At 50.5% G+C, this 26,821-nt stretch carries 21 protein-coding genes, 2 tRNA genes and 2 pseudogenes; 19 read left to right on the top strand and 6 right to left on the bottom strand.

The window, feature by feature from the left end; translation table 11 throughout:
- Nucleotides 1-139: 139 nt before the first annotated feature.
- Both HLG76_RS13135 and rne read right to left on the bottom strand, forming a co-directional pair.
- Complete coding sequence (locus HLG76_RS13135) at nt 140-3,547, bottom strand: response regulator (protein ID WP_175993812.1); 3,408 nt, start codon at nt 3,545-3,547, stop codon at nt 140-142.
- Nucleotides 3,548-3,811: 264 nt separating this feature from the next.
- Nucleotides 3,812-6,820, bottom strand: coding sequence for a ribonuclease E (rne, locus tag HLG76_RS13130; protein ID WP_175993822.1), 3,009 nt, complete (start codon nt 6,818-6,820; stop codon nt 3,812-3,814).
- Between the two features lie 706 nt (nt 6,821-7,526).
- On the opposite strand from rne, the gene rluC reads away from it, so the two are divergent.
- Nucleotides 7,527-8,477, top strand: a complete 951-nt coding sequence (gene rluC, locus HLG76_RS13125; RefSeq protein WP_175993811.1) for a 23S rRNA pseudouridine(955/2504/2580) synthase RluC — start codon at nt 7,527-7,529, stop codon at nt 8,475-8,477.
- A gap of 81 nt (nt 8,478-8,558) precedes the next feature.
- Complete coding sequence (locus tag HLG76_RS13120) at nt 8,559-9,290, top strand: HAD-IA family hydrolase (protein ID WP_175993810.1); 732 nt, start codon at nt 8,559-8,561, stop codon at nt 9,288-9,290.
- Here HLG76_RS13120 and HLG76_RS13115 read toward each other — a convergent pair.
- Complete coding sequence (locus HLG76_RS13115) at nt 9,283-9,876, bottom strand: nucleoside triphosphate pyrophosphatase (protein WP_175993809.1); 594 nt, start codon at nt 9,874-9,876, stop codon at nt 9,283-9,285. The two genes, HLG76_RS13120 and HLG76_RS13115, sit on opposite strands and share 8 nt — an antisense overlap.
- A 204-nt stretch (nt 9,877-10,080) precedes the next feature.
- On the opposite strand from HLG76_RS13115, the gene yceD reads away from it, so the two are divergent.
- The 14 genes and pseudogenes from yceD (at nt 10,081) to ptsG (ending at nt 22,638) form a co-directional block, all read left to right on the top strand.
- Nucleotides 10,081-10,611 carry a 23S rRNA accumulation protein YceD gene (yceD, locus tag HLG76_RS13110; protein ID WP_021023156.1) on the top strand — a complete coding sequence of 177 codons (531 nt, stop codon included), beginning with the start codon at nt 10,081-10,083 and terminating at the stop codon, nt 10,609-10,611.
- A gap of 5 nt (nt 10,612-10,616) precedes the next feature.
- Nucleotides 10,617-10,787, top strand: a complete 171-nt coding sequence (rpmF, locus tag HLG76_RS13105; RefSeq protein ID WP_021023155.1) for a 50S ribosomal protein L32 — start codon at nt 10,617-10,619, stop codon at nt 10,785-10,787.
- A 9-nt stretch (nt 10,788-10,796) separates the two neighbouring features.
- Nucleotides 10,797-11,819, top strand: coding sequence for a phosphate acyltransferase PlsX (gene plsX, locus HLG76_RS13100; protein WP_175993808.1), 1,023 nt, complete (start codon nt 10,797-10,799; stop codon nt 11,817-11,819).
- Nucleotides 11,820-11,827: 8 nt separating this feature from the next.
- A pseudogene (locus HLG76_RS13095) lies at nt 11,828-12,786 on the top strand (beta-ketoacyl-ACP synthase III).
- 17 nt (nt 12,787-12,803) lie between these two features.
- Complete coding sequence (gene fabD / locus HLG76_RS13090) at nt 12,804-13,730, top strand: ACP S-malonyltransferase (RefSeq protein WP_175993807.1); 927 nt, start codon at nt 12,804-12,806, stop codon at nt 13,728-13,730.
- Between the two features lie 71 nt (nt 13,731-13,801).
- Nucleotides 13,802-14,536, top strand: a complete 735-nt coding sequence (fabG, locus tag HLG76_RS13085) for a 3-oxoacyl-ACP reductase FabG (protein WP_021023151.1) — start codon at nt 13,802-13,804, stop codon at nt 14,534-14,536.
- A 157-nt stretch (nt 14,537-14,693) separates the two neighbouring features.
- Nucleotides 14,694-14,930 carry an acyl carrier protein gene (gene acpP, locus HLG76_RS13080; RefSeq protein ID WP_025673161.1) on the top strand — a complete coding sequence of 79 codons (237 nt, stop codon included), beginning with the start codon at nt 14,694-14,696 and terminating at the stop codon, nt 14,928-14,930.
- A 93-nt stretch (nt 14,931-15,023) separates the two neighbouring features.
- Nucleotides 15,024-16,261: pseudogene (fabF, locus tag HLG76_RS13075) on the top strand (beta-ketoacyl-ACP synthase II).
- A gap of 108 nt (nt 16,262-16,369) precedes the next feature.
- Complete coding sequence (gene pabC / locus HLG76_RS13070) at nt 16,370-17,179, top strand: aminodeoxychorismate lyase (protein WP_175993806.1); 810 nt, start codon at nt 16,370-16,372, stop codon at nt 17,177-17,179.
- Nucleotides 17,173-18,189, top strand: a complete 1,017-nt coding sequence (gene mltG / locus HLG76_RS13065; protein WP_021023148.1) for an endolytic transglycosylase MltG — start codon at nt 17,173-17,175, stop codon at nt 18,187-18,189. Before pabC ends, mltG begins: the two co-directional genes overlap by 7 nt.
- Nucleotides 18,186-18,824: a dTMP kinase gene (tmk, locus tag HLG76_RS13060; RefSeq protein ID WP_077679228.1), complete on the top strand. Its 639-nt coding sequence runs from the start codon at nt 18,186-18,188 to the stop codon at nt 18,822-18,824. Before mltG ends, tmk begins: the two co-directional genes overlap by 4 nt.
- The gene (gene holB, locus HLG76_RS13055; RefSeq protein ID WP_077461220.1) at nt 18,821-19,813 is read left to right on the top strand and encodes a DNA polymerase III subunit delta'; all 993 of its coding nucleotides are present in this window, start codon (nt 18,821-18,823) and stop codon (nt 19,811-19,813) included. The genes tmk and holB overlap by 4 nt, the downstream gene beginning before the upstream one ends.
- A 1-nt stretch (nt 19,814) precedes the next feature.
- Nucleotides 19,815-20,594, top strand: coding sequence for a TatD family hydrolase (locus HLG76_RS13050; RefSeq protein WP_021023145.1), 780 nt, complete (start codon nt 19,815-19,817; stop codon nt 20,592-20,594).
- Nucleotides 20,595-21,207: 613 nt separating this feature from the next.
- Nucleotides 21,208-22,638 carry a PTS glucose transporter subunit IIBC gene (gene ptsG / locus HLG76_RS13045; RefSeq protein ID WP_077461222.1) on the top strand — a complete coding sequence of 477 codons (1,431 nt, stop codon included), beginning with the start codon at nt 21,208-21,210 and terminating at the stop codon, nt 22,636-22,638.
- Nucleotides 22,639-22,710: 72 nt separating this feature from the next.
- Here ptsG and HLG76_RS13040 read toward each other — a convergent pair whose 3' ends face one another.
- The 3 genes from HLG76_RS13040 to HLG76_RS13030 all read right to left on the bottom strand — a co-directional run bounded on the left by HLG76_RS13040 (nt 22,711) and on the right by HLG76_RS13030 (nt 25,452).
- Nucleotides 22,711-23,616 carry a lysine exporter LysO family protein gene (locus HLG76_RS13040; RefSeq protein WP_175993805.1) on the bottom strand — a complete coding sequence of 302 codons (906 nt, stop codon included), beginning with the start codon at nt 23,614-23,616 and terminating at the stop codon, nt 22,711-22,713.
- 181 nt (nt 23,617-23,797) lie between these two features.
- Nucleotides 23,798-24,721, bottom strand: coding sequence for an HDOD domain-containing protein (locus HLG76_RS13035; RefSeq protein ID WP_077461223.1), 924 nt, complete (start codon nt 24,719-24,721; stop codon nt 23,798-23,800).
- Nucleotides 24,722-24,846: 125 nt separating this feature from the next.
- Nucleotides 24,847-25,452 (bottom strand): LON peptidase substrate-binding domain-containing protein, encoded by a 606-nt coding sequence (locus HLG76_RS13030; RefSeq protein WP_077461224.1) that lies wholly within the window; start codon nt 25,450-25,452, stop codon nt 24,847-24,849.
- A gap of 288 nt (nt 25,453-25,740) precedes the next feature.
- Here HLG76_RS13030 and HLG76_RS13025 point away from each other — a divergent pair, with 288 nt between their 5' ends.
- The 3 genes from HLG76_RS13025 (at nt 25,741) to HLG76_RS13015 (ending at nt 26,733) form a co-directional block, all read left to right on the top strand.
- On the top strand, nt 25,741-26,328 hold the full coding sequence (locus tag HLG76_RS13025) for a TfoX/Sxy family DNA transformation protein (protein WP_077461225.1): 588 nt from the start codon (nt 25,741-25,743) through the stop codon (nt 26,326-26,328).
- A gap of 228 nt (nt 26,329-26,556) precedes the next feature.
- Nucleotides 26,557-26,630: transfer RNA gene (locus HLG76_RS13020), tRNA-Cys, on the top strand.
- Nucleotides 26,631-26,656: 26 nt separating this feature from the next.
- Nucleotides 26,657-26,733 (top strand) — tRNA-Met (locus HLG76_RS13015).
- Nucleotides 26,734-26,821 lie beyond the last annotated feature (88 nt).

Here is a 26,821-nt window from a genome sequence, read left to right as displayed (position 1 = left end):
GAGGACAGGCACCTTATGACTAAGGTGCCTGTCCTCGAAAGGAGCTAAAACGGCATGGACTTAACGTGTCTGTCCTCCTAAAGGGAAACATGCCTGTCCCCGGAAGGGGAGGCACTTTATTGCGGTGCTGGGTGTGTTGTTAATCGTCTAACAGTAGTTGGCGCAGTTGTTGGTAGTAAGATTCTAGCTGAGTGCGGGTGGTGCTGCGTTTGTCGCAATGATCGAGGATAAAGCGAATGGAATTCAGCACAGTGCGCCACCTTGGCGTTTTGGGAAGGGTTTCTAGCAAGAGGTACTTGTCTAAAGTGCGCGTTTGTAAGCTGCTACGATCAAGGTATACGCGCCATAAGCCGCTTTGTTCGGCAAAGTCGAACTTGGTTTTGCCGGTGGCTTCTTCCCAGTAATCTAACCCTGCAATCATGGCTTCGACAATGAGCTGCCTACGGGTGTTGATTTTACTTTCTTGTTGATGTTCAGCTTTTTCTGCCAGCGCCTCAAACTCACCGCCCATGGCTTTTAATGCGTCCAGTTGGCGAATGTCGCCGCCTAATGCATACCCAGAGAGGGCTTCAATCGCACTTTCAAGGCTTTGTATACGGGTTTGAGAAACGGGGGCATCGTTGTTGATCACGTAGAGGCTGTCGATATCAGATTCTGCAGGAAAGCGTAACAACATGCCATCAAGGTGCTCAGGCGTTCCGTCAATAAAGGCGGTAAGTGGCCCTTGATAGCGTTCGCACTGTTGGGCGTGGTCGGGGGCGGTAACGAGTGCGTGGCCGTGCATGCGTTTTACGTCTTCTTTATCGCGCTTAAACAAGCGTGCTGCCGCTTCGTTGACGAACCTAACTTGGCCATCACGACTCATGCCGAGCATGGCTTCGGGCGCAAGAGACAGCTGTGAGATCAGCCAAGATTGTGTTTCGAGCAGGCTGGCTTGTTGTTGTGCGCTTTGCTCTAGTGCCTGTTCAAGGCGTTGATTTTCTTGGCGTCGCTGCTCAGCTTGACTTGCGGTTAGGTGGGTGGCAATCCGTGCGGCCAGCTCTCGTTTATCAAAGGGTTTACTGAGGTAATCATTCGCACCCACGCTAAAGCCATAGACCCTGTCATCCGGCTGGTTGAGTGCAGTGAGCATAATGATGGGAAGTGCGGCATGATCGAAGTGTGTCCTGAGTTGCTCGCAGACGTCAAAGCCACTCATTCCCGGCATCAGTACATCCAAAAGTACCAGATCTGGCGGTGTAGCGATTACGTTATCTATCGCAGTGCGGCCATCGCTGGCGGTTGAAACACGGTAGCCTTCCATGTGAAGAAAGCTGGTTAGGATTTGTTGATTGGTCGGCTCATCATCGACAACCATAATATGCAGCGCGTCTACGGCTGGAGCGGGGACGCTGGCTTCAGCTGGCTCGGGGAAGTGTTGATCCGCGTCTAAGGGGTGGATATGCTCGGACATCGAGATATGCTGATCAGTCTCATCCGTCAGTGCGGGCATTTCATGTGCTCTGGCAAGCGTGAAACTGAACGTGGTTCCGACCTGTGGTTGACTACTGACATAGAGTTGACCGCCCATCAGTTCAATCAGTTGTCGGCTAATCGATAGCCCTAGACCCGCACCGTGTTGATAGTGATAGTGGCCGCTTACTGCTTGGGCAAGCGGCTCAAAGACTCGGCTGAGTTGTTCGGCGGGGATCCCTTTGCCGGTATCAACCACTTGAACGCGAATACGGTCATCAATGGTATCGGCACTGATCACTATTTTGCCTGCTTCGGTGAACTTGATCGCATTGCCAAGCAGATTGTACATAACTTGCTCGAGCCGTTGCGGATCGGCGTATACCCATACTGGCGAATCGCTCAGCTGGTTGATGATCTCCAAGGGTTTATCTTTTTTAAGGTGCTTGGCGAGTGAAAGGACCAATTGTGTCATTGCGTTAACATCGACAGGGCATTGTTCGAGATCTAGTTGGCCATAACGCATTTTGTGATAATCGAGAAGATCATCAACCAGTTTTGCCAGCCGTTGACCACTGTTCACGATGATCGACAATTGGTATTGGTGATCGCGACTAATTGGGCCGTTCGCACCATCAATCATTGCTTCTGCAATACCTATCATACCGTGTAGCGGCGTGCGTAGTTCATGTGACGTGGTGGCGAGGAACTCATCTTTTAGCGTGTTGGCCAACTGCAGCTCTTGGTTCTGAGCTTTGATGATGGTGAGGTTGGCTTCTAAGGTTTGATTTTGCTGTTGAATTAACTGGATTTTCTCGCGAATAGCATGACGCATGCGCGCAAAACTCACTGCTAGCCGGCCCACTTCATCAGGCCGGCGTGTGTGATGGATTTGGGTGTCGAGATCACCGGCACTGACTTTTTCGGCGGCCCACGTAAGCTGAAGGAGTGGTCGAGTAATAAAGTTAGACACATAATGCGATGCAACGACCACGGCGAGGGTCGCGAGCAGCATCGCGACCATAAATAGTTGCTCAAGCTGGTGGACCCGTGCAAACGCGACGTTCGTGGGTACCTCAGCGACAAGCCCCCATGTTAAACCGTGGGTGTGTATCGGGGTATAGGCGGCCAGTAATGTGTTGCCTGAGGGGCTTTGATAACGAGTGACATCGGATTGTCCCGCCAGTGCCTTATTCACGACCGGTGTGCTGTTGGTGATGGCAGTAGCGGTTGCTGACTGCGCACGGACTTGGCCGTCCTCGCCGACTAATACGGTTTGGATACCGTTGGACTCTCTCGGTGCCATTAATGCGGCAAGAGCCTGATTAGGCAGCCTAAATAGGGCGTAGCTGTGCAGGTAGCCTTGTTGGATAATCGGCGCACCTAACCAAGCAACAGAGGGGCCGTCTTGTTCGGCTGAGAAATCTGAAATGACAACGTGTGGGGTTGGGTCAAGCTTGCCTTGTATCTTTTGGCTGCGCTGTGTCAGCGTTGAAAAGGTGTGCCCCAGCGCGGTATCTCGGAACGGGCCTGTAATTAAATTGGTGCCGTAGTTGGCGTGTTTTTTCACAGAGTAGGTGACGTTGCCTTGCTTATCGACCAGTAAAACATCATCGAAATCAGCGCGCGCGAGTAAGGCTTGGTACGCACGATGGTAGCGTTGGTGGAGCAGCCGGTAACGCTCCGTGGCTGAATAATTGGGATCGTCTTTATCCACTGGCGTTTTCATTTTGTTGCCAGACTCAGGAAGATAGCGACGTTGGGCGTATTGACGTGCTTGTTCAATGTCAGGGCGCAAGCGACGAAACGCATCAATCAAACCATAAAAATGGCCGCCGCTGGCATAGGCAAGCTCAGACGCGACAAAGCCCAGCACTTCGGCCTCTTGGGCATCTAAGTAGTCATTGATTTGTTGTTGCTTGCTATCGCGAACCGATAACAGGTGCGCGGTACTTTGCTTTTGCAGATCCTGGCTGTAGCTATTTAAAAAAAACAAAGCCACCAAGGTGAGAGGAAGAAGGCTTAGTAACAAGAACGCCAGCATCAGCGTGTGATGAAGGCGTTTAAATGGATATATAGCGAAAAACTTCTTCATGATAAACAGCATTTTCCCTACAGCACTTTTATAAAAATAGTGAGTTCACTCGTCGAGTTTTGGGAACTCATCCTATTACGACGTTACTGCGTTTTTTCGCTTTGACAAGGAAGTATCAGTAGAAGCGTGTGGATTGACGCACTTTTCTATGTATCACTGCAAGTTAGGGAAGAAGATGGGCGGGTATTGCGTCGGTGGGATGGGGGATAAAGAAAGGCCTCAGCATATGCCGAGGCCTTTAAAGAATGCCGTTAAGCGTCGCGATTAGTGTTGGGGTTTAGTCGCAGGCGCATACGCGGATGCACGCGCGCTGGCGCTACCCGCCGCTTTGGCGTCAGTGTTTGGCGCGTTAAACGCGGCAATGGCCACAGGACGGTGTTCGATGGTCTCATTCGGTGCCGGCGCCTTCATCATTGGCGATGTTGCACGGCGGTATTGAATGGTCGCGGTCGGTGCATTGATTGCCACCTCACGCTCAATCACTTTCTCAGTCACTAAATCGACGTTCGGATCATGCTCCGGTGTGGTGGCCGGTGCGGGTGACACGGCCACTTGCGGTGTGGCTTCCACCTCAGGCGTTTGCATCGGTTGTACTGGCTTCTGTTCAGGCGCCGGTGTGCTCACAGGTGCCGTAGGTTGAGCAGAGACAGGTGTGACATCCGCTGGTTTGCTTCGCATGACAATGACTTTACCCATCGCCATTTCAGGACGTGCAACACCACTCACAATCGGTTGGTCGGTTTGACGCTTGTCTTGGCGACGACGATCTTGCCTCACCTTGACCGGTTGCTCGGCTGACCACACTTTACCCATTGCCATTTCTGGTGAGGCCATGCCGGTAGTAAGCGGCATTGGGCTTTTCACCATTGGACGGCGACGGCGACGCTGACCACTGGCACGAAGGTGGCGTGGTGAGCGACGATTACGACGCTTATCTTGCTGGCCTTCTTTTTTGCCATTTTCCGGTTGCTGTTTCGCTTGTTGTGCCACTTCGGCGCCAACTTGTTGCAAGTCTTTGCCTTGCTCGGATGGAGTCTCTACTGGTGCGTTTGTCTCGGCAACGTCTTTGTTAATCCGCACACTACGGTTGAGCTTACGACGCTGGCGGCGCTGTTTAACCTGTTCGGTTTTCTCCGCTTTCTGATCGTTTTGCTTTTGACCTTTGTTATCCGCTTTCTCAGCTTGCGGTTTAGCCGTTTTGCTGTCGTCTTTTGGTTCAACCGAAGAGGCTTGCTCTGCCGGCTTTTTCGCGGAGTCGTTACGGTTGTCGTTGCGAGGCTTCTTGCCTTTACGATTGTTATCGCGACGCTCGTCTTGCGATTTATTCTGACGACGTTGCTTATTGTTACGACCGCGATCGTTGCCGTTGTCGCTCTGTTCGTCTTGCGCTTCTGGCTTACTGTGACCGCGAGATTGGCTACCACGAGACTGGTTTCCACGCGAGTGATTGCGGCGGTTTTGTTGGTCGCGTGATGATTTCTGACCTTGTTCCTGACTGGATGCTTCAGGTTGTGCCGCTTTTTGTGTGGTTTGGCCAGCCGTATCGTCACTGGCAGGTGCACTGAATAGCCCAGCAATAAACTGACCCACTTTTGCGAATAAGCCTGGAGTTGGCGCTTTGGCGGATGCCTCCGCTGACGCGGCTTTAGTCGGCGCGCTTGGTGCCGGTGTCGCCGGTGCGGCAAAGCCTTGGAGGACAGGCTCTTCACGTTTTTTCGCTGGACGTGCCTGTTGCGGTTCTTCGCGCGCTTCTGCTTCTTTCAATGCGTCGATTTGGCTCGGTAATTGATAAGACAAATCAGTCATTTCTTCGCCGCCGCGCACACGGACCACATCAAAGTGTGGGGTCTGCATCTCGTCGTTAGGCACCACCACCACTTTCACATTGTGGTATTTCTCAATGTGTTGGACCGAACGGCGTTTTTCGTTGAGCAGATAAGAGGCGACAGGGACAGGAACAATGCCGAGTACTTGTGCGGTGTTTTCTTTCATGGCCTCTTCTTCCATCAAGCGAAGGATGGAGAGAGACAGTGATTCGTTATCACGAATGACACCGGTGCCCTTACAGCGTGGGCAAATATGGTGACTGGCTTCCGCCAATGAAGGACTTAAGCGCTGACGCGACATTTCTAACAAGCCAAAGCGTGAGATGCGCCCGATTTGTACCCGTGCACGGTCCATACGTACCGAATCGCGCAGCATGTTTTCGACTTCGCGTTGATGGCGTACTGGGGTCATGTCGATAAAGTCGATCACTACCAGGCCACCCAAGTCACGCAGGCGCAATTGACGGGCAATTTCTTCTGCTGCTTCAATGTTAGTCTGGCGCGCCGTTTCTTCGATATCACTGCCTTTGGTTGCACGGGCTGAGTTGATATCGATGGAGGTGAGTGCTTCGGTCGGATCAATGACAATTGAGCCACCGGAAGGCAACCGAACTTCACGTTGGAAGGCCGATTCGATCTGGCTTTCGATTTGATAATGGCTAAAGAGTGGGACTTCGCCATCATAAAACTTAATCCGGCTAACAAAGTCGGGGCGAACCAGTTTGATGTGCTCTTGTGCCCGTTTGAAGACTTTTTCGCTGTCGATCAAGATCTCGCCAATGTCACGGCGTAAGTAGTCACGGATCGCTCGTGCAATCACGTTGCTTTCTTGATGGATAAGGAAAGGTGCCGGATTGGCTGCTGCCGCTTCTTTTACAGCTTGCCAATGGTTGAGAAGGACCTTTAAATCCCACTCAAGCTCTTCCGCCGACTTGCCAACCCCTGCAGTACGGACAATCAGCCCCATGCCTTGTGGCAATTCGAGACCGGACATGGCTTCTTTTAGCTGGCTGCGTTCTTCGCCTTCAATGCGGCGAGAGATACCACCTGCACGTGGGTTGTTCGGCATTAGAACCAGATAACTGCCGGCTAAAGACACAAAAGTGGTCAGTGCCGCGCCTTTATTACCGCGTTCTTCTTTGTCCACTTGGACAATCACTTCCTGGCCTTCTTTCAGCACATCTTTGATGTTGGGACGGCCTTGATAGCTGTAGCCGGAAGGGAAGTATTCGCGGGCGATCTCTTTGAGCGGGAGGAAACCGTGTCTGTCTGCGCCGTAATCAACAAATGCCGCTTCCAGGCTAGGTTCAATACGGGTGATGCGTCCTTTATAAATGTTAGCTTTTTTCGATTCATGGCCAGGGCTTTCGATATCGAGATCGTACAACCGTTGACCGTCAACCAATGCGACGCGCAACTCTTCTTTCTGAGTTGCGTTAATCAACATTCTTTTCATCTGATTTTTCTCATTTATTTATCGTTGTTATTAGCGGTTGATGACGAGAGCAGTCGTCAATGCTGCCTGACCCCAAGTCTGATATGATGCAGCCTCCCGGCTGGAGAAAATCAGGGGTGCGCTCGGGCAAGTTTTAATCGGCCAGCTGCAACGGTTTTTATGGCTCACCGGATTACACAGTTGGCGTCCGCCGTTTTTACCGATGGCGGAGAGCTCTGACACTGACTCACAGCCTCGTGTCAACACACTAACGGGTGCTTTGGGTTTACGTCTTACGCCATTTGCTGCGTAATGCCTTAAAAGCATTCGGAATTATGGTGCTATTGCGGAATGAACCGCGTAACGGTTATCGACTGTTCGATTCGCAACGGTACCACGCTTGTTTTTACACTACGCGCGTTACACGTTTGCTAACCAAGATACCTCGGTAACAGGCGATAAACCGTGTGTCAGCTAAGCGTTTGCTTTTCTGACTAACGTCGCAACTATAGCAGGGAGACTAAAGTCCAGCAATCGGCTTTATTGGCTTATGTTGCCTTGATAGAAAAACCCAGTGAATATGGCGTTTTTTTGCACAGTTATCCGGGTGGGGAGGCGGGGTCTACGAGGAGACCGCCTTGTGAATCAGTGGTCACTCGGCGGCTTTAGCACGCTCAGCAGGTGCATATCAGCGCACTTAGAGGTAGAATCATAGGTTATGACAGAACAAAAATCCCAAGTGCGATTTATCGACATCGATGATGATATCGCCGGCCAGCGTATTGACAATTTTTTGCGAAATCAGCTGAAAAATGTCCCGAAAAGTATGATTTATCGCGTACTTCGTAAAGGCGAAGTGCGAGTGAATAAAAAACGGATAAAACCAGAGTATAAACTCCAGCCGGGAGATGTGGTGCGTGTGCCGCCTATTCGTCTTCCCGACAAAGAAGAAAAAGCAGCACCCAGCACCAAGTTAGATAAAGTGGCGGCGCTTGAACATTGTATTTTGCATGAAGACGATCATTTGTTGGTCCTCAATAAGCCCTCAGGAACGGCGGTGCATGGAGGCAGTGGATTACAATTCGGTGCCATCGAGGCGATGCGCGCATTGCGGCCTAAGGCGCGTTTTTTAGAGCTGGTTCATCGAATCGACCGTGACACCTCAGGGATTTTATTGATTGCGAAAAAACGCTCGGCACTGCGACACTTACAAGCACAGTTCCGGGAAAAAACCGTGCGAAAAGATTATTACGCATTGGTAATGGGAAAGTGGCCAACGAAACAGCGCAAAGTGACTGCACCGCTATTAAAAAATGAGGTGAACAGCATCGTGCGCGTAAACCCGAAAGGAAAACCGTCTGAAACGCGGTTTAAGGTCATTGAGAGCTTTGCTGAAGCCACGCTGGTGCAAGCCAGTCCTGTGACGGGGAGAACGCATCAAATACGAGTACATGCGCAGTACACCGGGCACCCTTTAGCATGGGATGACCGCTATGGTGACCCACGCTTTGATGCTTATACCAAGTCAGTTGGGCTGGATCGCTTGTTTCTTCACGCGGCGACTATCCGGTTTGTGCACCCGGGTAGTGACGAGACCATGACGCTGAGTGCGCCGATGGAGCCCAAGCTCGAGCGCGCCCTTGAGGGGCTGAGAGCCAAAACCGCCTAATTTTTCCATATTCCTAGATTGTAAATACGCAGTGTTTTGTCGCTGCGTCTTGCAACAGTGAGTGTTCAGAACGAGGTAGAGATGACGATTGAACCAACACGCGCCGCTGAGAGTGAGTTGGCCCTAACCTCAGCCAACAGCCGGCCGCATCCTGCCATTGCCTCTTATTCGTTACTGATTTTTGATTGGGACGGTACGGTGATGGATTCCATTGGGCGGATTGTGTCTAGCCTTGATAGGGCAGCACGTTTAACCGGCCAGTTGCCGGTGTTACCGCCTGAACGCTTGCAAGCCATGATCGGTTTAAGTTTGGAAAAGGGCTATCAATTGCTCTATCCCGACGCTGATCCGGCTTGGTATCCGAGCTGGATTGCGCATTATCGTCAGCAATTTGTCCACGACAATCCGACACCGTGCCAGCTTTTTCCTGGCGTCAAAGACACATTAGTGGCATTAAAAGCACAAGGCTTTCAATTAGCGGTTGCTACCGGAAAATCACGAGCAGGCTTAGATCGGGCTATGGCAGAGACAGGCACGCAGGATTTATTTGTTGCGACGCGTTGCGCGGATGAAACGGCATCTAAACCTGACCCACAAATGCTAGACGAAGTGTTAGCGCAAACAGGTATCGCGCGCGAGAAAGCGATTATGATCGGTGATACGGGCCATGACATGCAGTTAGCCGTCAATGCGGATATGGCACGGTTGGCTGTTACCTGGGGCGTTGAAGATCACGCTAGCCTAACGACCTTTGGTCCCGTTGCTGTATTGGACAGCCTCACCGCATTGATAGATCACGCGCCGGTTAGATAACCCTGATCCCTTCTTTCTCTAACATCTCGCGTAGCCGAATCAGTGGCAGCCCCACTAATGTATTGGGATCGCGGCCATGCATGGCGTTAAAGAGAGCAATCCCTAAGCCTTCGCATTTAAAGCTCCCCGCGCAATCTAGCGGTTGCTCGATATCGATGTAGCGGACAATCTCCTGCTCGGTGAGCTCACGGAAATCGACATGAAAAGGTTCAACGTCCGATTGATGCTCACCGGTTTCACTATTAATCACCGCCAGCCCCGTGTAAAAGGTCACTTTCTTGCCGCTGGCGCGCTTTAACTGCTCAATAGCAACGTCTCGCTCATGCGGCTTGCCTAAGACTTCCTCGTCAATCACACACACTTGGTCAGAGCCTATAATGATGGCGTTATCGAACAGCGGCATCCCGGCCATCGCTTTTTCGAATGCGAGCCGTTCCACTAAGTCAGTGGCGCGTTCGTTCTCGAGTCGACTTTCGTCAATGGCAGGTGAAAAAGTCGAAAAGGGGAGGGCGAACTTTTTTAAGAGGGCCTGGCGGTAGGGGGAGCTTGATGCCAGCACAATTTTTGGCGGTTGTGTGGTATGCATGACCGTTCCTTTTTTAAGCGCGCCAGTGTGTCTAAACGACTCGCGCGTGATCGATTTTTGTTAATTGTTCGCACTCAGTCTAACCTGAAAAGATAACTTGCGCGATGTCGGCAAACCGGCCGAGTGGCTATCGAGCCTAAACAGCGACGCGTAGGTAACATTTTCTTTGACTCCAGCGCATTTGGAGGCTAATATTCGCGCCCTATGCAGAAGGTAAAGCTACCGCTGACGGTTGATCCGTTCCGTTGCGCCCAAAAGCAACTCGACTACGATGGTATTGTAGACAAGTCGCGATTGTTGCGCCTCGGTGAGGCAACCCAAAGCATCGATAGTGATGCAGAGGTCATGCTTTCATTCGACATTGATGCCCAAGGCTTGAAAATTGTAACGGGTCGAGCAGCCGTTTCAGTGAGTCTTGAGTGCCAACGTTGTTGGGGGCCGTTCTCGTATCGCTATGAAACTGAATTCGTTTATAGCCCGGTTTTCAATGAAGACCAGGTGGGCAATTTACCGGATGCTTATGAGCCGGCATTAGTCGACGAAAACGGTGAGATTGATCTGATTCAATTGGTCGAAGACGAGTTGATTGTGGCCTTGCCACAAGTCGCCATGCACGAAGATACAGACTGCAAAGTCAGTACGGACAACATGGTGTTCGGGGAAATCCCACTTGCTGATGAGCGTCCAAATCCGTTTGCCGCACTAAAAAACTTAAAGCAAAGTAACGAGGAGTAGGGTCAATGGCCGTACAAAAGAACCGTAAAACCCGTTCTAAGCGTGGTATGCGTCGTTCACACGATGCACTGGGTACTCAAGCTGTATCTGTAGACAAAACCAGCGGTGAAACTCACCTGCGTCACAATGTGACTGCAGACGGTTTCTACCGTGGCCGCAAGGTTATCAACAAGTAAGGTTGACCCTTGACTAGGCTAACCATTGCACTCGATGCGATGGGCGGGGATTTTGGTCCCCAAGTCACAGTGCCTGCCTCCGTGCAGGCATTGTCGCGTTTTGCGGACCTAAAAGTGATGCTAGTGGGCGATGAATCTCGCATCCAAGCGTCGCTTCGTCAACTTAATGCCCAGCATCATCCCCGACTATCGATCGTCCATGCCCCGGACGTAATCCCTAATGATATGCGCCCGTCTACCGCATTGCGACGTAGCGCCGAGACCTCCATGCGTGTCGCGCTTGAATGCGTCGCCAGTGGTGATGCGGATGCGTGTGTCAGTGCCGGCAATACCGGCGCTTTGATGGCGTTGTCCAAATACCTTCTGAAATTATTACCCGGTATCGACCGACCGGCGCTAGTCACTGCGCTGCCCGGTGCCAATTATCAACGTAAATGGTTACTTGATTTAGGGGCGAATGTGGCCTGTGACGCGGATACGCTCTTCCAGTTTGCGGTGATGGGGGCGGTGTTAGCTGAAGCAGAGCTTGGCCGTACGCCAAGGGTTGGCTTATTAAATATCGGTGAAGAGGCGATCAAAGGGAATGACTGGGTGCGTCGTTGTGCTGACTTGCTTTTGCATAGCCCATCGGTGCATTACACGGGTTATGTCGAAGGCGACCAGATTTACACCGGTGAAACGGATGTGATTGTCTGTGATGGTTTTGTTGGCAATGTCGCATTAAAAACCAGCGAAGGCGTCGCCCGTTTGATCACTGATAAGGTTAAAGCGCACCTTAATCCTCATCCTATCAAGCGCTGGATCGCGAAATGGCTATTTTCTGAGCTTTTAAATCAACTCCAACAGCTGAAACCCGACCAGTACAACGGCGCAAGTTTGCTAGGATTGCGCAGCATCGTTGTAAAAAGCCACGGACGCGCAGATATCGCCGCTTACGAAAACGCTATTTTTGAAGCGGTGCACGAGGTCGAACGGCAAATCCCAACTAAGATAAGTGACCGTTTAGAGGCAGTTCTTCTCGAGAGGCATTAGTAGTCTTCATGTATAGTAAGATTTTGGGCACAGGCAGCTATTTGCCTGAACAGGTTCGCACCAATGCTGACCTTGAACAGATGGTAGACACCAGCGACGAGTGGATTGTGACTCGTACGGGGATCAAAGAACGTCGCATTGCTGCACCGACAGACACCGTTGCCTCAATGGCTTATCAAGCCGGCGTACAGGCGATTGAAATGGCCGCCATCGACAAACATGATATCGATCTCATTATTGTTGCCACGACCAGTGGTGAACGTGCGTTTCCAGCCGCGGCCTGTGATGTGCAAGCGATGTTGGGGATACAAGGTTGTCCAGCGTTTGATATTGCCGCTGCATGCTCTGGTTTTGTGTATGCGTTGAGTGTGGCCGATCAGTACGTTAAAAATGGGCTGGCAAAACATGCCCTCGTGATTGGTGCCGATCGCCTCTCGCACACCTGCGATCCCGCGGATCGGTCTACCGTTATTTTGTTTGGCGATGGTGCGGGAGCCGTCGTGCTTTCGGCCGATGAGCAAGATGGTATTTTGTCCACCCATTTAAAAGCGGATGGAAAATTTGGTGAGCTTTTGAAACTGAAGTATCCCGATCGGGCCAATCCCATGTATCGGATGAAGCCTGGCTCTATATGGCCGGCAATGAAGTGTTCAAAGTGGCGGTAACGCAGCTGGCGAATATTGTCACGGAAACCCTTCAGGCGAACCAAATCGAAAAATCAGACATTGATTGGTTAGTTCCTCATCAGGCGAACTACCGAATTATTAAAGCGACCGCGAAAAAACTCGCGATGTCGATGGATCAAGTGGTGTTGACCCTAGACCGTCATGGCAACACATCAGCGGCTTCTGTACCGACTGCGTTTGATGAAGCGGTGCGTGATGGACGCATTCAACGTGGTCAAACGGTATTGCTCGAAGCATTTGGTGGCGGTTTTGCATGGGGTTCTGCACTGGTCAGGTTCTAAACTAATAGGAAACGAATATGACTCAAACAGCGATCGTATTTCCGGGCCAAGGCTCGCAAGCCGTGGGTATGCTCGGTGAGTTAGCTGAACAATATGGTGTGGTTCAGCAGACGTTTGCAGAGGCCTCTGAGGTGCTTGGCTATGATCTGTGGGCGTTGGTTCAACAAGGTCCTGAGGCAGATTTGAATGAAACCCATCGCACTCAGCCTGCTTTGTTGGCGGCGTCAGTGTCGATTTGGCGGGTCTGGCAATCGCAAGGTGGTGTAACGCCTTCGGTACTCGCGGGTCATAGCTTGGGTGAGTACTCAGCTTTGGTCTGTGCAGGGGTATTGGACTTTAAAGAAGCCATCAAGCTTGTCGAGTTACGTGGCCAATTGATGCAAGAAGCCGTCCCTGCAGGCGTCGGTGCGATGTCAGCGATTATTGGTCTCGACAATGACGCTATCGCAACGGCGTGCGAACAAGCCGCTCAAGATCAGGTTGTTTCGCCGGTTAACTTCAACTCGCCCGGTCAAGTCGTGATTGCTGGGAATAAAGACGCTGTTGAACGCGCCAATACACTGTGCAAAGAAGCGGGCGCTAAGCGGGCGCTACCATTGCCGGTATCCGTGCCGTCACACTGTGCATTGATGAAACCTGCTGCTGAAAAGTTAGCGCAAGCACTTGAATCTGTCACGTTTAATGTGCCTGTCATTCCTGTGATCAATAATGCCGACGTGGCGACACCAACGGACCCAGCCGCCATTAAAGAAGCACTGGTGCGCCAGTTGCATAGTCCAGTGCGCTGGACGGAAACCGTTGAGCGTATGGCGACTGAAGACGTCGAGCAGCTGCTCGAGTTTGGGCCAGGTAAAGTCCTAACGGGATTGACCAAACGCATCAACAAATCATTGAGCAGTGCGGCTGTTAACGATAGCGCCAGCTTGGCGGCAGCAACAGCCTAAGTGTGACTGTGCGGTCATAGTATTCTGTGACTGCCGGCCGATGTCGGCAGAATCAATTAAAGGGTAACCGAATGAAACTAGATGGAAAAGTAGCACTGGTGACAGGTGCGAGCCGAGGTATTGGCCGAGCAACGGCAGAGCTTTTGGCTGAGCGCGGTGCAACAGTGATCGGGACGGCAACCAGTGAAAACGGTGCCGCAGCGATCAGCGACTACCTCGGTGAAAACGGTAAAGGGTTGGCCCTGAATGTCACATCATCGGATTCAGTGGCGGACGTTTTAGCCACGATCAAAAAAGAATTTGGTGATGTTGATATTCTGGTTAACAACGCGGGTATCACTCGTGATAACCTATTGATGCGTATGAAAGACGACGAGTGGCAAGATATCATCGATACCAACTTGACGTCGATTTTCCGTTTATCAAAGGCAGTCTTGCGTGCGATGATGAAAAAACGCTGCGGCCGAATCATCAATATCGGCTCTGTCGTCGGTGTGATGGGGAATGCGGGACAAGCCAACTATGCTGCGGCAAAAGCAGGTGTCATTGGTTTTACCAAATCCATGGCACGTGAAGTGGCTGCGCGTGGCATTACCGTTAACACCGTTGCGCCTGGGTTTATCGAAACCGATATGACGAAGGCCCTCAGTGACGATCAGCGTGCAGCAACCTTGGCACAAGTGCCCGCGGGACGTTTAGGCGATCCTAAAGAGATTGCTGCGACGGTCGCTTTTTTAGCATCAGACGATGCCGCATACATGACAGGCGAAACCTTGCACGTTAACGGCGGCATGTACATGATTTGATCGAGACCGTTGCAATCTGGAATGACACACGTCAAACTCCGATTGATTTGTCCCCAAATCGTGGTTTGACCAGCCGTGGAGGTCTTGCAACTTCCACATTAATGAATAAACTACAGCACATATCGCATCTGCGAATCTTGTAAGGACTAGTATTAATATGAGCAACATCGAAGAACGCGTAAAGAAAATCATCATTGAGCAACTAGGTGTCGACGAAGCAGAAGTGAAAAACGAAGCTTCATTTGTAGACGACTTGGGCGCGGACTCTCTGGATACCGTTGAGCTGGTAATGGCTCTTGAAGAGGAATTCGATACAGAGATTCCAGATGAAGAAGCAGAAAAGATCACGACTGTACAAGCCGCTATCGACTACGTAGTCGGCGCTTCAGCGTAATCTCAGAATCCTACCAGGCGGTCTCCTTGACCGCCTGTGTTTTTTTTTACTCTACTCTACAATCCAAATTAATATTCTCCGGAGAATATCATCGTGTCTAAGCGTCGTGTTGTTGTGACTGGCATGGGTATGTTATCACCCGTCGGTAACTCAGTTGAGTCCTCATGGAAAGCTCTGCTAGCCGGGCAAAGCGGTATCTCCGCCATTGAGCATTTTGATGCCAGCGCCTTTGCTACTCAATTTGCCGGCATGGTTAAAGACTTCAACTGTGAAGACTACATGTCGAAAAAAGATGCACGAAAAATGGACTTGTTCATTCAATACGGCATCGCGGCCAGTGTTCAAGCCATTCAAGACTCCGGACTGCAAGTTGACGACCACAATGCGCACCGTATTGGTGTTGCGATCGGATCGGGCATTGGTGGCCTTGGTTTAATTGAACAGAACCACCGTGCATTTGTGGAGAAGGGTCCACGTAAAATTAGCCCTTTCTTTGTGCCATCAACCATCGTCAATATGATTGCCGGTCACGTGTCGATTAACTATGGCATGCGCGGTCCAAATATCTCGATTTCAACCGCGTGTACCACCGGCCTACACAATATTGGCCATGCGGCGCGTATGATTGCGTTTGGTGATGCCGATGCCATGGTGGCAGGCGGCGCCGAAAAAGCCTCGACAGAGCTGGGTATCGGTGGTTTTGCTGCAGCGAAAGCACTGTCGACCCGCAACGATGATCCTCAAGCGGCCTCGCGTCCTTGGGATAAAGATCGTGATGGTTTTGTCCTTGGCGACGGTGCCGGTGTGATGGTGCTTGAAGAATATGAACACGCTAAAGCTCGCGGGGCGACGATTTATTGTGAGCTCGTCGGCTTTGGTATGAGTGGTGATGCGTATCATATGACATCACCCAGTGAAGACGGCTCTGGCGCTGCACTTGCGATGGAAGCTGCCATTCGTGATGCAGGCATCACGCCTGAGCAAATTGGCTACATCAATGCCCATGGCACCTCAACCCCGGCGGGTGATGTCGCCGAGAGTAAGGCCGTGCGCCGTGCGATGGGGGCAGCCGCGGATAGCGTTTTGGTGTCTTCGACCAAATCAATGACAGGACACCTTCTTGGCGCGGCAGGCTCGGTGGAGTCGATCATTACCGCGATGTCATTGATTGACCAAATTGTACCGCCGACGATTAACCTTGATAATGCTGATGAAGGGTGCGATCTCGATTATGTGCCACATCATGCGCGTGATGTAAAATGGATTATGCGCTGTGTAACTCATTCGGCTTTGGTGGCACCAACGGCTCTTTGATCTTCAAAAAAATCTAATGACACGCGCAGTGAGCGCTACGTGATGAGAGATTTTGATTGAGAGATTTTGATATAATAACGGTCCGATTTGTCGGGCCGTTTTTATTGGTGAGGTGGCAAGGAATCATGCACTGGGTTAATGGACAGTTTAGCACTGAGATAGCGGTGTCCGATCGGGGCTTACAATTTGGCGATGGTTGTTTTACCACAGGTCATGTGTATTCCAAGGTGTTGCTCGATCGCGATGCACATCTTCTTCGCCTCCAGGATACCTGTCAGCGTTTAGCCATTGCAGACGTTGACTGGCCCCTATTAGCGCACACCCTTGATTTGGCCTGTCAACAGGCTCAAGGTGAGCAGGTTCTGAAAGTGATCATCACCCGTGGTCAAGGTGGGCGTGGCTATAGCCCCCAAGGGTGCACGGCACCGACGGTTATCGTTAGTCTGCATCCTTTTCCCTCCCATTACCACCAATGGCAGCAACAGGGGATCTCGCTGGCAACCACGTCCATTCAATTGGGCGCCTCACCGTTGGCGGGGTTAAAGCACTTAAATCGGCTCGAGCAAGTGTTACTCAAACAGGCACTCGCCGACACCACAGCCGATGACCTGGTGGTAAGCGATATGTTTGGCCATGTAGTGGAAACCTCAGCTGCCAATATTTTTTGGCGCAGTGGCCCAGTGGTTTATACGCCGGCGTTACAGTATGCCGGTGTGGCTGGTTTGATGCGCGATAAAGTGATGGCTGTGCTAGAGGGCGTCGGGGATGTTCAATGCCATACGGTGAGCACCGATGAGACGGCGCTTTACCAGGCCGATGAAGTCTTTATCTGCAACACCTTAATGAAAGTGGTGCCGGTCACGGCAATCAACGACACACCATTTAACACACATACCCTGACTCGGGTGTTACAACAGAGGTTAAACGCGTGCTAAAAAAGCGACTTTTAGGGGGGATCAGCGCGATAATGGCGTTGGTTGTGCTGGCCGCCGCAGTGGTAATATGGCAGACGAAAGCATTCGTTGCGACGCCCTTATCGATTCAATCTCCTCAATTATTCACTGTGCCGGCTGGTGCGCACTATCAACGCGTTATAAGGCAATTTGAAGCCAAAGGTTGGGTGGCATCAAGTCTCTGGGCCAAGTTTGCTCCTCATCTGTATCCTGAGTTAACCCGCGTTCAAGCGGGGACATTTCAATTTCAACCTGGGCAAACGCTCGCGCAAGCGTTCACCACCCTCCGATCGGGACAGCAGTATCAGGCATCAATCACTTTTGTCGAAGGGAGCACGTTCGCACAGTGGCGTGCGCAGCTGCAATCAGCACCGCACTTAGATCATACATTAGAGGGTGTCAGTGAAGCGGTCATTGCCGAACAGCTCGGGGTATCACGTGATCAGTTAGAAGGACTGTTACTGCCTGAAACCTATACGTACGACGTGAATGATACGGATATTGACCTGTTACAGCGTGCCGTGCGCGCCATGGAGGCCACACTCGAGAAAGCATGGCAACACCGTGCCGACGACTTGCCTATTAAAACGCCCTATGAGTTGTTGATCTTAGCCTCTATCATCGAAAAAGAGACAGCCGTTGCCAGTGAGCGTGAAAACGTGGCCTCTGTATTTGTTAACCGGTTGCGCAAAGGCATGCGCTTGCAAACGGACCCCACGGTCATTTACGGCATGGGAGAGCAATATGATGGCAATATCCGTAAGCGCGATTTGCGTACGCCGACACCCTATAATACCTATGTGATTAATGGATTGCCGCCCACGCCCATTGCGATGCCAGGTAAAGCGTCGATCATGGCTGCTGCGCAACCGGCACATACTGACTATTACTACTTTGTCGCGACAGGCAAAGGGGGCCATCAATTTTCCACGACATTGGCCGAACACAATCGAGCCGTGCGTGATTACCTAAAAGTGTTGAGAAATCAATGAACAATCATTTTATCGTCGTAGAAGGCCTTGAAGGGGCGGGTAAGAGTACCGCCATTAGTCAAGTAAAGCAGGTACTCCACGATGCCGGCATTCATGATGTGGTCACTACGCGTGAGCCAGGTGGGACGCCACTTGCGGAGCAGTTACGAACCTTGGTAAAACAAGGGCATCCTGAGGAGCCTTTAACAGATAAAGCCGAGTTATTAATGTTATACGCGGCTCGTGTTCAACTGGTTGAAAACGTGATCAAACCAGCGTTAGCAAAAGGGCAGTGGGTGATTGGTGATCGTCATGATATGTCTTCTCAAGCGTATCAAGGCGGTGGACGCGGGATGGATACTGCACTAATGGAAAGCTTAAAAGCGACTGTCCTCGGTGACTTTGCTCCCGCCTTGACGCTATATATGGATATTGATCCTGAAATGGGGTTGGCGCGTGCCCGTGGACGCGGTGAGCTCGATCGGATTGAGCAAATGCAGATCGACTTTTTTGAGCGCACTCGCGCGCGTTATTTGGCGTTAGCGCACCAGGATCCGAGTGTGGTGATTATCGATGCCAGTCAACCGCTTGAGGTGGTGACCGCCAGCATTAAAACGGCGTTATCGACGTGGCTTAAGCAACTTAAAACGTTATGAGTGAGTCAGTCGTCGCGCACCATCCCGCCCCGCACGTGTTTCCTTGGTTTAATACGGTATGGACGCACTGGCAGCAACTGTTAGTGACCGCACGCTTTCCGCATGCCGTATTACTGGCTGCCCCTCCGGGAAGCGGTCGGCGCGCAATGGCCAGTCATTTGGCCAAGGTGCGTTTGTGCAAGCAGCAGGCCGACCAAGCATGTGGGTGTTGTCATAGTTGCCAGTTATTTGATGCCGGTAATCACCCTGATATGCACTGGTTGATGCCTGAAAAACCTGGTAAGCAGATAGGTATTGATGCGGTGCGTAAGGTGCAACGTCAAGCGATGGAAACGTCACAGCTAGGCGGTGCCCGTTTTATCGTGATTGAGCGCGTTGAAAACCTCGGTGAGGCCGCGGCTAACGCACTATTAAAATCATTAGAGGAGCCGCCAGAAGGATGTTACTTCGTGTTGCTAACCGCGTCACTTGATAGCTTGTTAGCGACGATTATCAGTCGATGCAGCGTCTGGAAAGCGCCACAGCCGGATAACGAAACCGCGAAGCATTGGATTGAGCAAGCGTTGAAGCGCACGGTTCCTGATCATGCGGTCACGCTTTACCGCGGTGCGCCATTGGCAGCACGTGATTTTGTTGAATCTGGAGGACTCGAACATCATCATGCGGTGATCAATGGCTTCGCGACCTACGTAAAAAGCCGTACTGGCTTATTTGACACGTCAGAGGTGTTGGTCGCACACTATCCCGCCTCACTGGACTGGCTGAGCCACTTTCTACTTGATGTGCTCAAATGGCGACAAGGCGCAAAACACGCTATTTTGCATCGCCATCATCACGCCTTGGTGGCTGAGGTGGCGAATGTGATGGCGACTCAGCACGTCCATACGCAATTGCGACAATTACATCAACTGCAGCGTCAGCTGCAAACGCATACTGGGCTAAATACCGAATTGGTACTTAGCCAATGGCTATTATCGATTGGAGAATAACGTGTTAATAGACTCTCACTGCCATCTCGACAAACTGGACTATGATTCGCTGCACCAGAATGTGGAAGATGTTCTGGATAAAGCACAGGCAAGGGGTGTCGATTATTTTCTCTCTGTTGGCGTTACATTGGATAGTTTCCCGGCGATGCTAGACATGATCCGCCCTTATCCTCATGTTTTTGCCTCGTGTGGTGTTCACCCCTTAGATATAGAAAATGGGTTTGACTATCAGCAACTGAAAGCCCTGGCCGCGGATGAGCGCGTGGTCGCGATCGGGGAAACTGGGTTGGATTATCACTACCAACCGGAACTGGCCGAGCAGCAACAAGCGATTTTCCGTCAGCATGTCCGTCTCGCCGTCGAGCTAAATAAGCCCCTGATTATTCATACCCGTGCCGCGCGAGAGGATACCTTGACGATTTTGCGCGAGGAAGGCGCTGAGCGTGTAGGCGGTGTGCTACACTGCTTTACAGAGAGCTATGAAATGGCAGAAGCGGCGATTGAGCTAGGCTTCTACATTTCGATTTCTGGCATCGTTACTTTTAATAAAGCGACGGAGCTAAAGGATGTGGTGCGGCGTTTGCCGCTTGAACGATTGCTGGTCGAAACGGATTCGCCTTATTTGGCTCCGGTGCCGCATCGTGGCAAGCAAAACCAACCGGCTTACGTGAAAGAGGTCGCCGAATACGTGGCGATGTTAAAAGGTGAGTCTGTTGAAACGGTGTGTGATATCACTAGCCGGAACTTTTTTGCGCTTTTTTCGAGTGCGAATCCGCAATAATCCACGTCGCCCGATTGTTCAATCGGGCTTTTTTCCTACCTGAATGTACCCATGAATGATAACGACAAAAAGCGCGGCTTTTTATCGCTATAAAGCGCGTCGTTTTGATGATGATCTGGCTATACTGTCGTCAATAATCGGTTGTTTTTTCCTCAGGTTGTTGCTTTACACTGAATGCGGCTCGAAATTTGATCTGGCGCAATTTAATCATAACTACATGGAAAATAGAGAAAAAATGGCCATTGTAACGTTTATCGTGTGCATGAGATTTTTCGTTACATGAAATAACTTTTGAGGTTTTTAAGTCGCTGTTTTTTTATGCGGTCTTTTTATCCGTCGTCAGTGTAAAAAGTTATTTTTAATCATTATCTTACGTTTATTTTTGTTGTTTTTGTCACCCGTTCGGTTTGTGATCTATATTTACTTTTTAATCAGTAAAGTCGTTACGGATAGGCAAGGTACTGATTCCCCCCTTATAGTTTGGGTGAGTTCAATAATCACAAATCGTTTGTTCTCTGGGCACCTGTTGTATCGTGTGACCTCTTGCGGGGGGAATCGAAAGGTCTGTCTTTAGAGACACAATTGTTAAACGTCCTTGTTAGGAGCAAGAACTATGTCAAAAAACCTCTTTGCTAATCTGCAAAAAGTCGGTAAGGCGCTGATGCTTCCAGTATCTGTGCTACCGGTTGCAGGTATACTATTAGGTGTTGGTGCGGCCAACTTTAGCTGGATGCCAGACATCATTTCTCACATGATGGAACAAGCGGGTGGCTCGGTGTTTGGTCAAATGGCCTTGCTGTTCGCGGTAGGTGTGGCACTTGGCTTCACCAATAACGACGGTGTATCGGGCCTATCTGCGATTGTCGGTTACGGCATTATGGTGGCTACGCTAGATGTGATGGCACCCGTTATGGGTGTAGATACGATCAAGACAGGTGTGCTTGGTGGTATTCTCGCGGGTGGTGTTGCAGCGTGGACGTTTAATCGCTTCTACACGATTCAGCTGCCAGACTATCTCGGCTTCTTTGCCGGCAAACGCTCTGTGCCTATTATCACCGGCTTTATTTCGATTGCTCTGGGTGTGATCCTGTCTGTGATCTGGCCGCCAATCGGTGGTGCGATCGCTACCTTCTCTCACTGGGCCGCAGAGCAAAACCCTGTTACCGCCTTTGGTATCTACGGTGTGGTAGAGCGTGCATTGATCCCATTTGGTCTGCACCACATCTGGAACGTGCCTTTCTTCTATGAAGCAGGTAGCTGTGTTAACAACGCCGGTGAGCAAGTCAACGGTATCATGACGTGTTTCTTGACCGCTAACGATGTAACGCGTGAAGCAGGTAACGGCTTTGGTCAGCTAGCCGGTGGTTACTTGTTCAAAATGTTCGGTCTACCCGCCGCCGCGTTTGCTATCGCTCACTCAGCGAAGCCAGAGAACCGTGCCAAAATCATGGGTATTATGGCATCGGCCGCTCTGACGTCGTTCCTGACCGGTATCACTGAACCCATTGAGTTCTCGTTCCTGTTCATCGCACCGGTACTTTACGGTATTCACGCCATCATGGCGGGTGCTGCTTATGTGCTGACGAACGCACTGGGTGTGGTTCACGGTCATACCTTCTCGAACGGTTTCATTGACTTTATCGTACAGATGCCACGTGCTGAAAACGTGACTACTCTGGTACTACTTGGTCTTGGTTATGGTGTGCTGTATTACATTGTCTTCCGCGTGGTGATTCGCGCCCTTGACCTGAAAACCCCAGGTCGTGAAGACGAAGCCGTGGCGGATGTATCGACAGCGACAGGCTCTGAACTAGCGGGTGACTTGGTCGCAGCTTTCGGTGGTAAAGACAACATTACTGCTTTAGACGCATGTATCACACGTCTGCGCGTCTCTGTGGCGGATACTGACATTGTTGACGAAGCGAAGTTGAAGCAGCTTGGCGCAGCGGGTGTTGTAAAAGTATCAGGTGGTGTACAAGCTATCTTTGGTACTAAGTCAGACAACCTACGAACTGAAATGGACAACTGGATGCGCGCGCAATAAGCGCTACCATTATCCATTTTGCAAAAGGGGTAGCCGGGTGCTACCCCTTTTTTGATCCAACTGGCTGGGTGATTAACCGCCTAAAGAAAGAAAAAAGAGCATAAGGACGGGAACCAGGAGGCTGAGAATAAACCCGCTGACAATGGCAGTCGGCACACAGCGGATACCCCCGGTGCTTTGAATGATTGGCAGAGTAAAGTCCATCGCGGTTGCGCCGCCGTAGCCAATGGCGGTAAGTGGATAGCGACGAATCAATATTGGAATCATCATAATCGCTACAAGCTCGCGTCCCAACTCGAGAATAAACGAGGCGCCACCATAGACAGGGCCTAAGCCATCGCCCATTAAAATGCCGGCTAAAGAATACCAGCCAAACCCAGAGGCCATCGCTAAACCATGGTGATAAGGAATACCCAACCACCAAGCTGCCAGTAACCCCCCAGGTAAAGACGTTGCCACCACCAGTGCGGCAATCATCAAACCACGCTTATTGAGGATGATTTGTTTTAGCGTCATGCCGCTATTGCGTAGCTGGATGCCAATCAGTAATAGCAACAATAACAAAATACCTTCACTGGCGGCGTCGACCCAAGAGAGATCTTGTTGCCACAGTAGACCAACGATTAAACCTGTGGCGACCGCGCCGATCAGTTTTCCAGATTCAGACATCATGCCACGTAACGTCAGCTTATATTGGTGACCTTGCGTTTGTGTCGGCATCCATTTATCGAGAATTGGCAGCGCTAAAAGGTTAGCGGCGCCAATACAAATGAAGAAAGTGGCGGCAAAATGCAAAATGGTGGAGATATGTTGGCCAAGGTTGTCTAAGCCCGCGAGGCTAAGCCCCATTAACACCAGGATAACCATGACCAATCGCATCGTCAGCGTATTCACGGTATGAATATGGCGGGGCTGCTTGAGTGGGATCAAGTAGCCAACGATAAGTGGCGCGAAGATAAATAACATCCCTGAAAACATTAGATGATGCTCGGTGTTAAGAAAGGGACTTCGAGGTTATCAATCAGTTAATAGGCAGGTCAATAAAATCAGACCAGAGTGACTTGCGCCTTCAACATCAGAGCCACTCTAGTTACTTGCTAGCGGAGGGAGTATGCAGCGGGTTTAGTATGAGACGTTTGCATCAAACGTTTGCATCCTACTAGATGCTCGTGGCGTCGATAACACGGTTGAGTTGACGTGAAAACTCGCGATCATCCAGATTGGAGAGTTCGTATAACGCCTCGGCGCCTGGCGCGGTCATTTCTACTTCATGCTCTTCAATCGCGTCATCGTGGTTGCGAAACATCAATAAGTGGTTCGCCATTCTTGCCACATCAAGATAGGTGATATCAGGACGCGGTTTGGTGTAAAGCTTGTTATTGATAGCCACTTCAATAAAATCGCGATCGAATGCCCATTGCTTCAGGACTAACCGGCTACAATCGCCGGCGAGCGCAAAAAAGACTTGCTCGGCAATATCAAATTGAAGGTAGTGACCTTCATGAATAAAGCGCTGGAATTCACCAATCACACTGTATAAACCGATGTCGGCCAGTAAACCGACAATCAGTGCTTTTTCTGGTTCGACCGATAGCGGCTCATCACAATAATGTCTGATAGTTTGGGTCACTAACGCCATTGCCGCGGCAAATTCACGCGACTTCTGTGCACTTTGCTTCAAAAGCGCGTTGCAGTCGCGAGAAAACGTCGCATCGCTTTTCAATTGGTGAATGGCCGCTGCGGTAATAATACCTAAAACACGGTCGACCCCTAGACGTGAAACGGCGGTTTGAACATCTTTGCATTGTCCAGTTGCCCTAGGCGCAAAAAGGGCGGAATTTGCCGCTTTGAGTACCGCGCCGCACAAGCTAGGATCTTCCATCAACAAGTTAGCAATATCTCGCATCGTGGTTTCAGGCTGCTTGCTGGCGTGCTGTATGGACAGAATGGCGTCCGGTAAAGGGGGAAGAGAGAGGCGGTTAACGCGAACGGTTTCGACAGCGCGTTTATAAAATTCGGTCTCGAGGGAGCGCAAATATTTATCGCGATCCGGTGAGACCCAGAAAAATGACAGATGATCCATAAGTCCCGATAGTGTTTGTCACCAGACGGCATGGTAATGCGGCCAAAAGCAAAATAGAACCGCCTTTGATCGAATCAGTGCGCCTGATGGCGTCTTTGGTGATGGTTTAAACAGCAAACTCGCGCCTATTCAGGGTCGGTAAGCGGATAACGCAATAGTTTATCAATAAATTCGGCAACGAATAAAGCGTTAGGCTGTGAAAGTAACAATTGTTTTTGCTTAACTTCAATGGGAAGCAGCTCTAACCAGCGTAAACAGACCCAACCTATGTCGTCATATTGGGTCAGCTGAAAATGGTCATGCAACCCAGGATTGGAACGGTAGTATTGTTTTAGCTTGTCACTCAGATAGTGATAGGGCTCAGGAACGGTTTGACGTCGCCATATCGGCAACGGAGTATGCCGTGCCAAGTCAATATCCCTTTCTCCTCGTTCGATAGCCTCCACCTTGACACTTTCAATGCCCTGTAATGTCAGTGCGATCTGCTGGGGATCATGGCGATTAAAATCAGCCACTTGGCAAAGTGTCACAATCGGGGAAATCGTGGAAGGACGCGGAGTCGACGGAGCCTGGGGGCTGATTTCGTCCATATCTATCATGGCCACAAGTAATCGCGGTGGCTCGCCTGCTTGTGGGAGTGCGTCTAAGTAGAAAGCCTCAGACACAATATACGTGTTTACGCCACCTGGTAATAAATGATTGGTTTCAATCAGCAAAGGGTGTATCGACATACCGGCTCCCTACTCATGACTGGCTTACTTCTAATTTAGCGCACTGTAGTGCAATGGATAAAGCTTTCTTAATTGAAGACTTTTTTAAGCTGATGAAAATACCTGTCATAAATGCGACATATTCCACAATATGAAAGTGGTCTTTATGGGGATGAGTGATCAAATGCATAGTATTTCATATCAATTTGATGCACTCTTCTTTGCGCAAATAAACATGCAAAATAATTAATTTATCAGTCAAAAATGCTATTGCCATTATTAATCACTTGCTAATAGGAGGAGCCCTTGATGAAAAAGCAATTAAAAACCCAAGTGACATGTTTTTTAAACACTTTCGGCGAGATGGAGCAGCGCTCAATGTTTGGTGGTACTGGGTTTTTCCATCAGGATGCGATGTTTGCGCTACTCACCGATAAGCGATTTTATCTGCGTGGTGGCGGCATAGTAACTGATGCGTTGGTTGATAAAGGGTGCAAAAAGTTTGTTCACGTGAAGAAAAGCTCGTCTGCGGTTGTGAATTATTATGATGTGACCGCACTCTTTATTGAGGACGATGTTGAACTGGCGGTGTTGGTTAAGGCGTCGCGCGATCATGCGCTGAATGATAGAGCATATAAAGCTGGGGGACATCACCGTCGTTTGCGCGATCTCCCTAACCTGCGTTTGACGATAGAGCGGATGTTGAAAAAGTCGGGGGTAGAAGATATTTCCACATTTTACAGCATGGCGCCGGAAGAGATTTTTCGTCGTTTGCAAGTGACGCATGGTAACGATCTTGATTTATGTTTGCTTTGGAAATTGGCAGGGGCGCAACAAGGCCGGCATTGGAAACTGATTGAAGAAGATGAACGTGAGCGCCTGTTATCTGCTGTTTGATCTCCTTTTTAAGGCGCGCGTGCCGATCTGCGGATCGGCGACTTTTTTATTGCGGTACTTTCATCGTGTTTATCTTCATGTTTCGGACGAATTGTGATCAATAAAAGGGTGTTAATGCGATGTTTGGATAAATAATCGACGGTTAAACCTAAAAACGATAATTTGTACGTGACAGCCAGAAAAACTTATGTAGAATTCAAACCACTTAGCCGAGAGGTGAAGCGCGAAGGCGCGTTGGCAGAGTGGCTATGCAGCGGATTGCAAATCCGTGGACCTCGGTTCGACTCCGGGACGCGCCTCCATAGAACTCTGGCTAGTACAAAACGGACGCGGGATGGAGCAGTTTGGTAGCTCGTCGGGCTCATAACCCGAAGGTCGGTGGTTCAAATCCGCCTCCCGCAACCAATTTTCTAAGCGCTTTTAAGCGCTTGATTGAATAAGCGACATTAGCTCAGCTGGTAGAGCGCGACCTTGCCAAGGTCGAGGTCACGAG

The organism is Salinivibrio sp. EAGSL, assembly GCF_013366455.1.
Classification (GTDB): Bacteria; Pseudomonadota; Gammaproteobacteria; order Enterobacterales; family Vibrionaceae; genus Salinivibrio; species Salinivibrio costicola.
This window is presented reverse-complemented; position numbering and strand designations above follow the sequence as displayed.

Coding starts and splice junctions, on each gene's coding strand:
- HLG76_RS13135 (WP_175993812.1), bottom strand. CDS start 3,547: ATGAAGAAGTTTTTCGCTATATATCCATTTAAACGCCTTCATCACACG.
- rne (WP_175993822.1), bottom strand. CDS start 6,820: ATGTTGATTAACGCAACTCAGAAAGAAGAGTTGCGCGTCGCATTGGTT.
- rluC (WP_175993811.1), top strand. CDS start 7,527: ATGACAGAACAAAAATCCCAAGTGCGATTTATCGACATCGATGATGAT.
- HLG76_RS13120 (WP_175993810.1), top strand. CDS start 8,559: ATGACGATTGAACCAACACGCGCCGCTGAGAGTGAGTTGGCCCTAACC.
- HLG76_RS13115 (WP_175993809.1), bottom strand. CDS start 9,876: ATGCATACCACACAACCGCCAAAAATTGTGCTGGCATCAAGCTCCCCC.
- yceD (WP_021023156.1), top strand. CDS start 10,081: ATGCAGAAGGTAAAGCTACCGCTGACGGTTGATCCGTTCCGTTGCGCC.
- rpmF (WP_021023155.1), top strand. CDS start 10,617: ATGGCCGTACAAAAGAACCGTAAAACCCGTTCTAAGCGTGGTATGCGT.
- fabD (WP_175993807.1), top strand. CDS start 12,804: ATGACTCAAACAGCGATCGTATTTCCGGGCCAAGGCTCGCAAGCCGTG.
- fabG (WP_021023151.1), top strand. CDS start 13,802: ATGAAACTAGATGGAAAAGTAGCACTGGTGACAGGTGCGAGCCGAGGT.
- acpP (WP_025673161.1), top strand. CDS start 14,694: ATGAGCAACATCGAAGAACGCGTAAAGAAAATCATCATTGAGCAACTA.
- pabC (WP_175993806.1), top strand. CDS start 16,370: ATGCACTGGGTTAATGGACAGTTTAGCACTGAGATAGCGGTGTCCGAT.
- tmk (WP_077679228.1), top strand. CDS start 18,186: ATGAACAATCATTTTATCGTCGTAGAAGGCCTTGAAGGGGCGGGTAAG.
- holB (WP_077461220.1), top strand. CDS start 18,821: ATGAGTGAGTCAGTCGTCGCGCACCATCCCGCCCCGCACGTGTTTCCT.
- ptsG (WP_077461222.1), top strand. CDS start 21,208: ATGTCAAAAAACCTCTTTGCTAATCTGCAAAAAGTCGGTAAGGCGCTG.
- HLG76_RS13040 (WP_175993805.1), bottom strand. CDS start 23,616: ATGTTTTCAGGGATGTTATTTATCTTCGCGCCACTTATCGTTGGCTAC.
- HLG76_RS13035 (WP_077461223.1), bottom strand. CDS start 24,721: ATGGATCATCTGTCATTTTTCTGGGTCTCACCGGATCGCGATAAATAT.
- HLG76_RS13030 (WP_077461224.1), bottom strand. CDS start 25,452: ATGTCGATACACCCTTTGCTGATTGAAACCAATCATTTATTACCAGGT.
- HLG76_RS13025 (WP_077461225.1), top strand. CDS start 25,741: ATGAAAAAGCAATTAAAAACCCAAGTGACATGTTTTTTAAACACTTTC.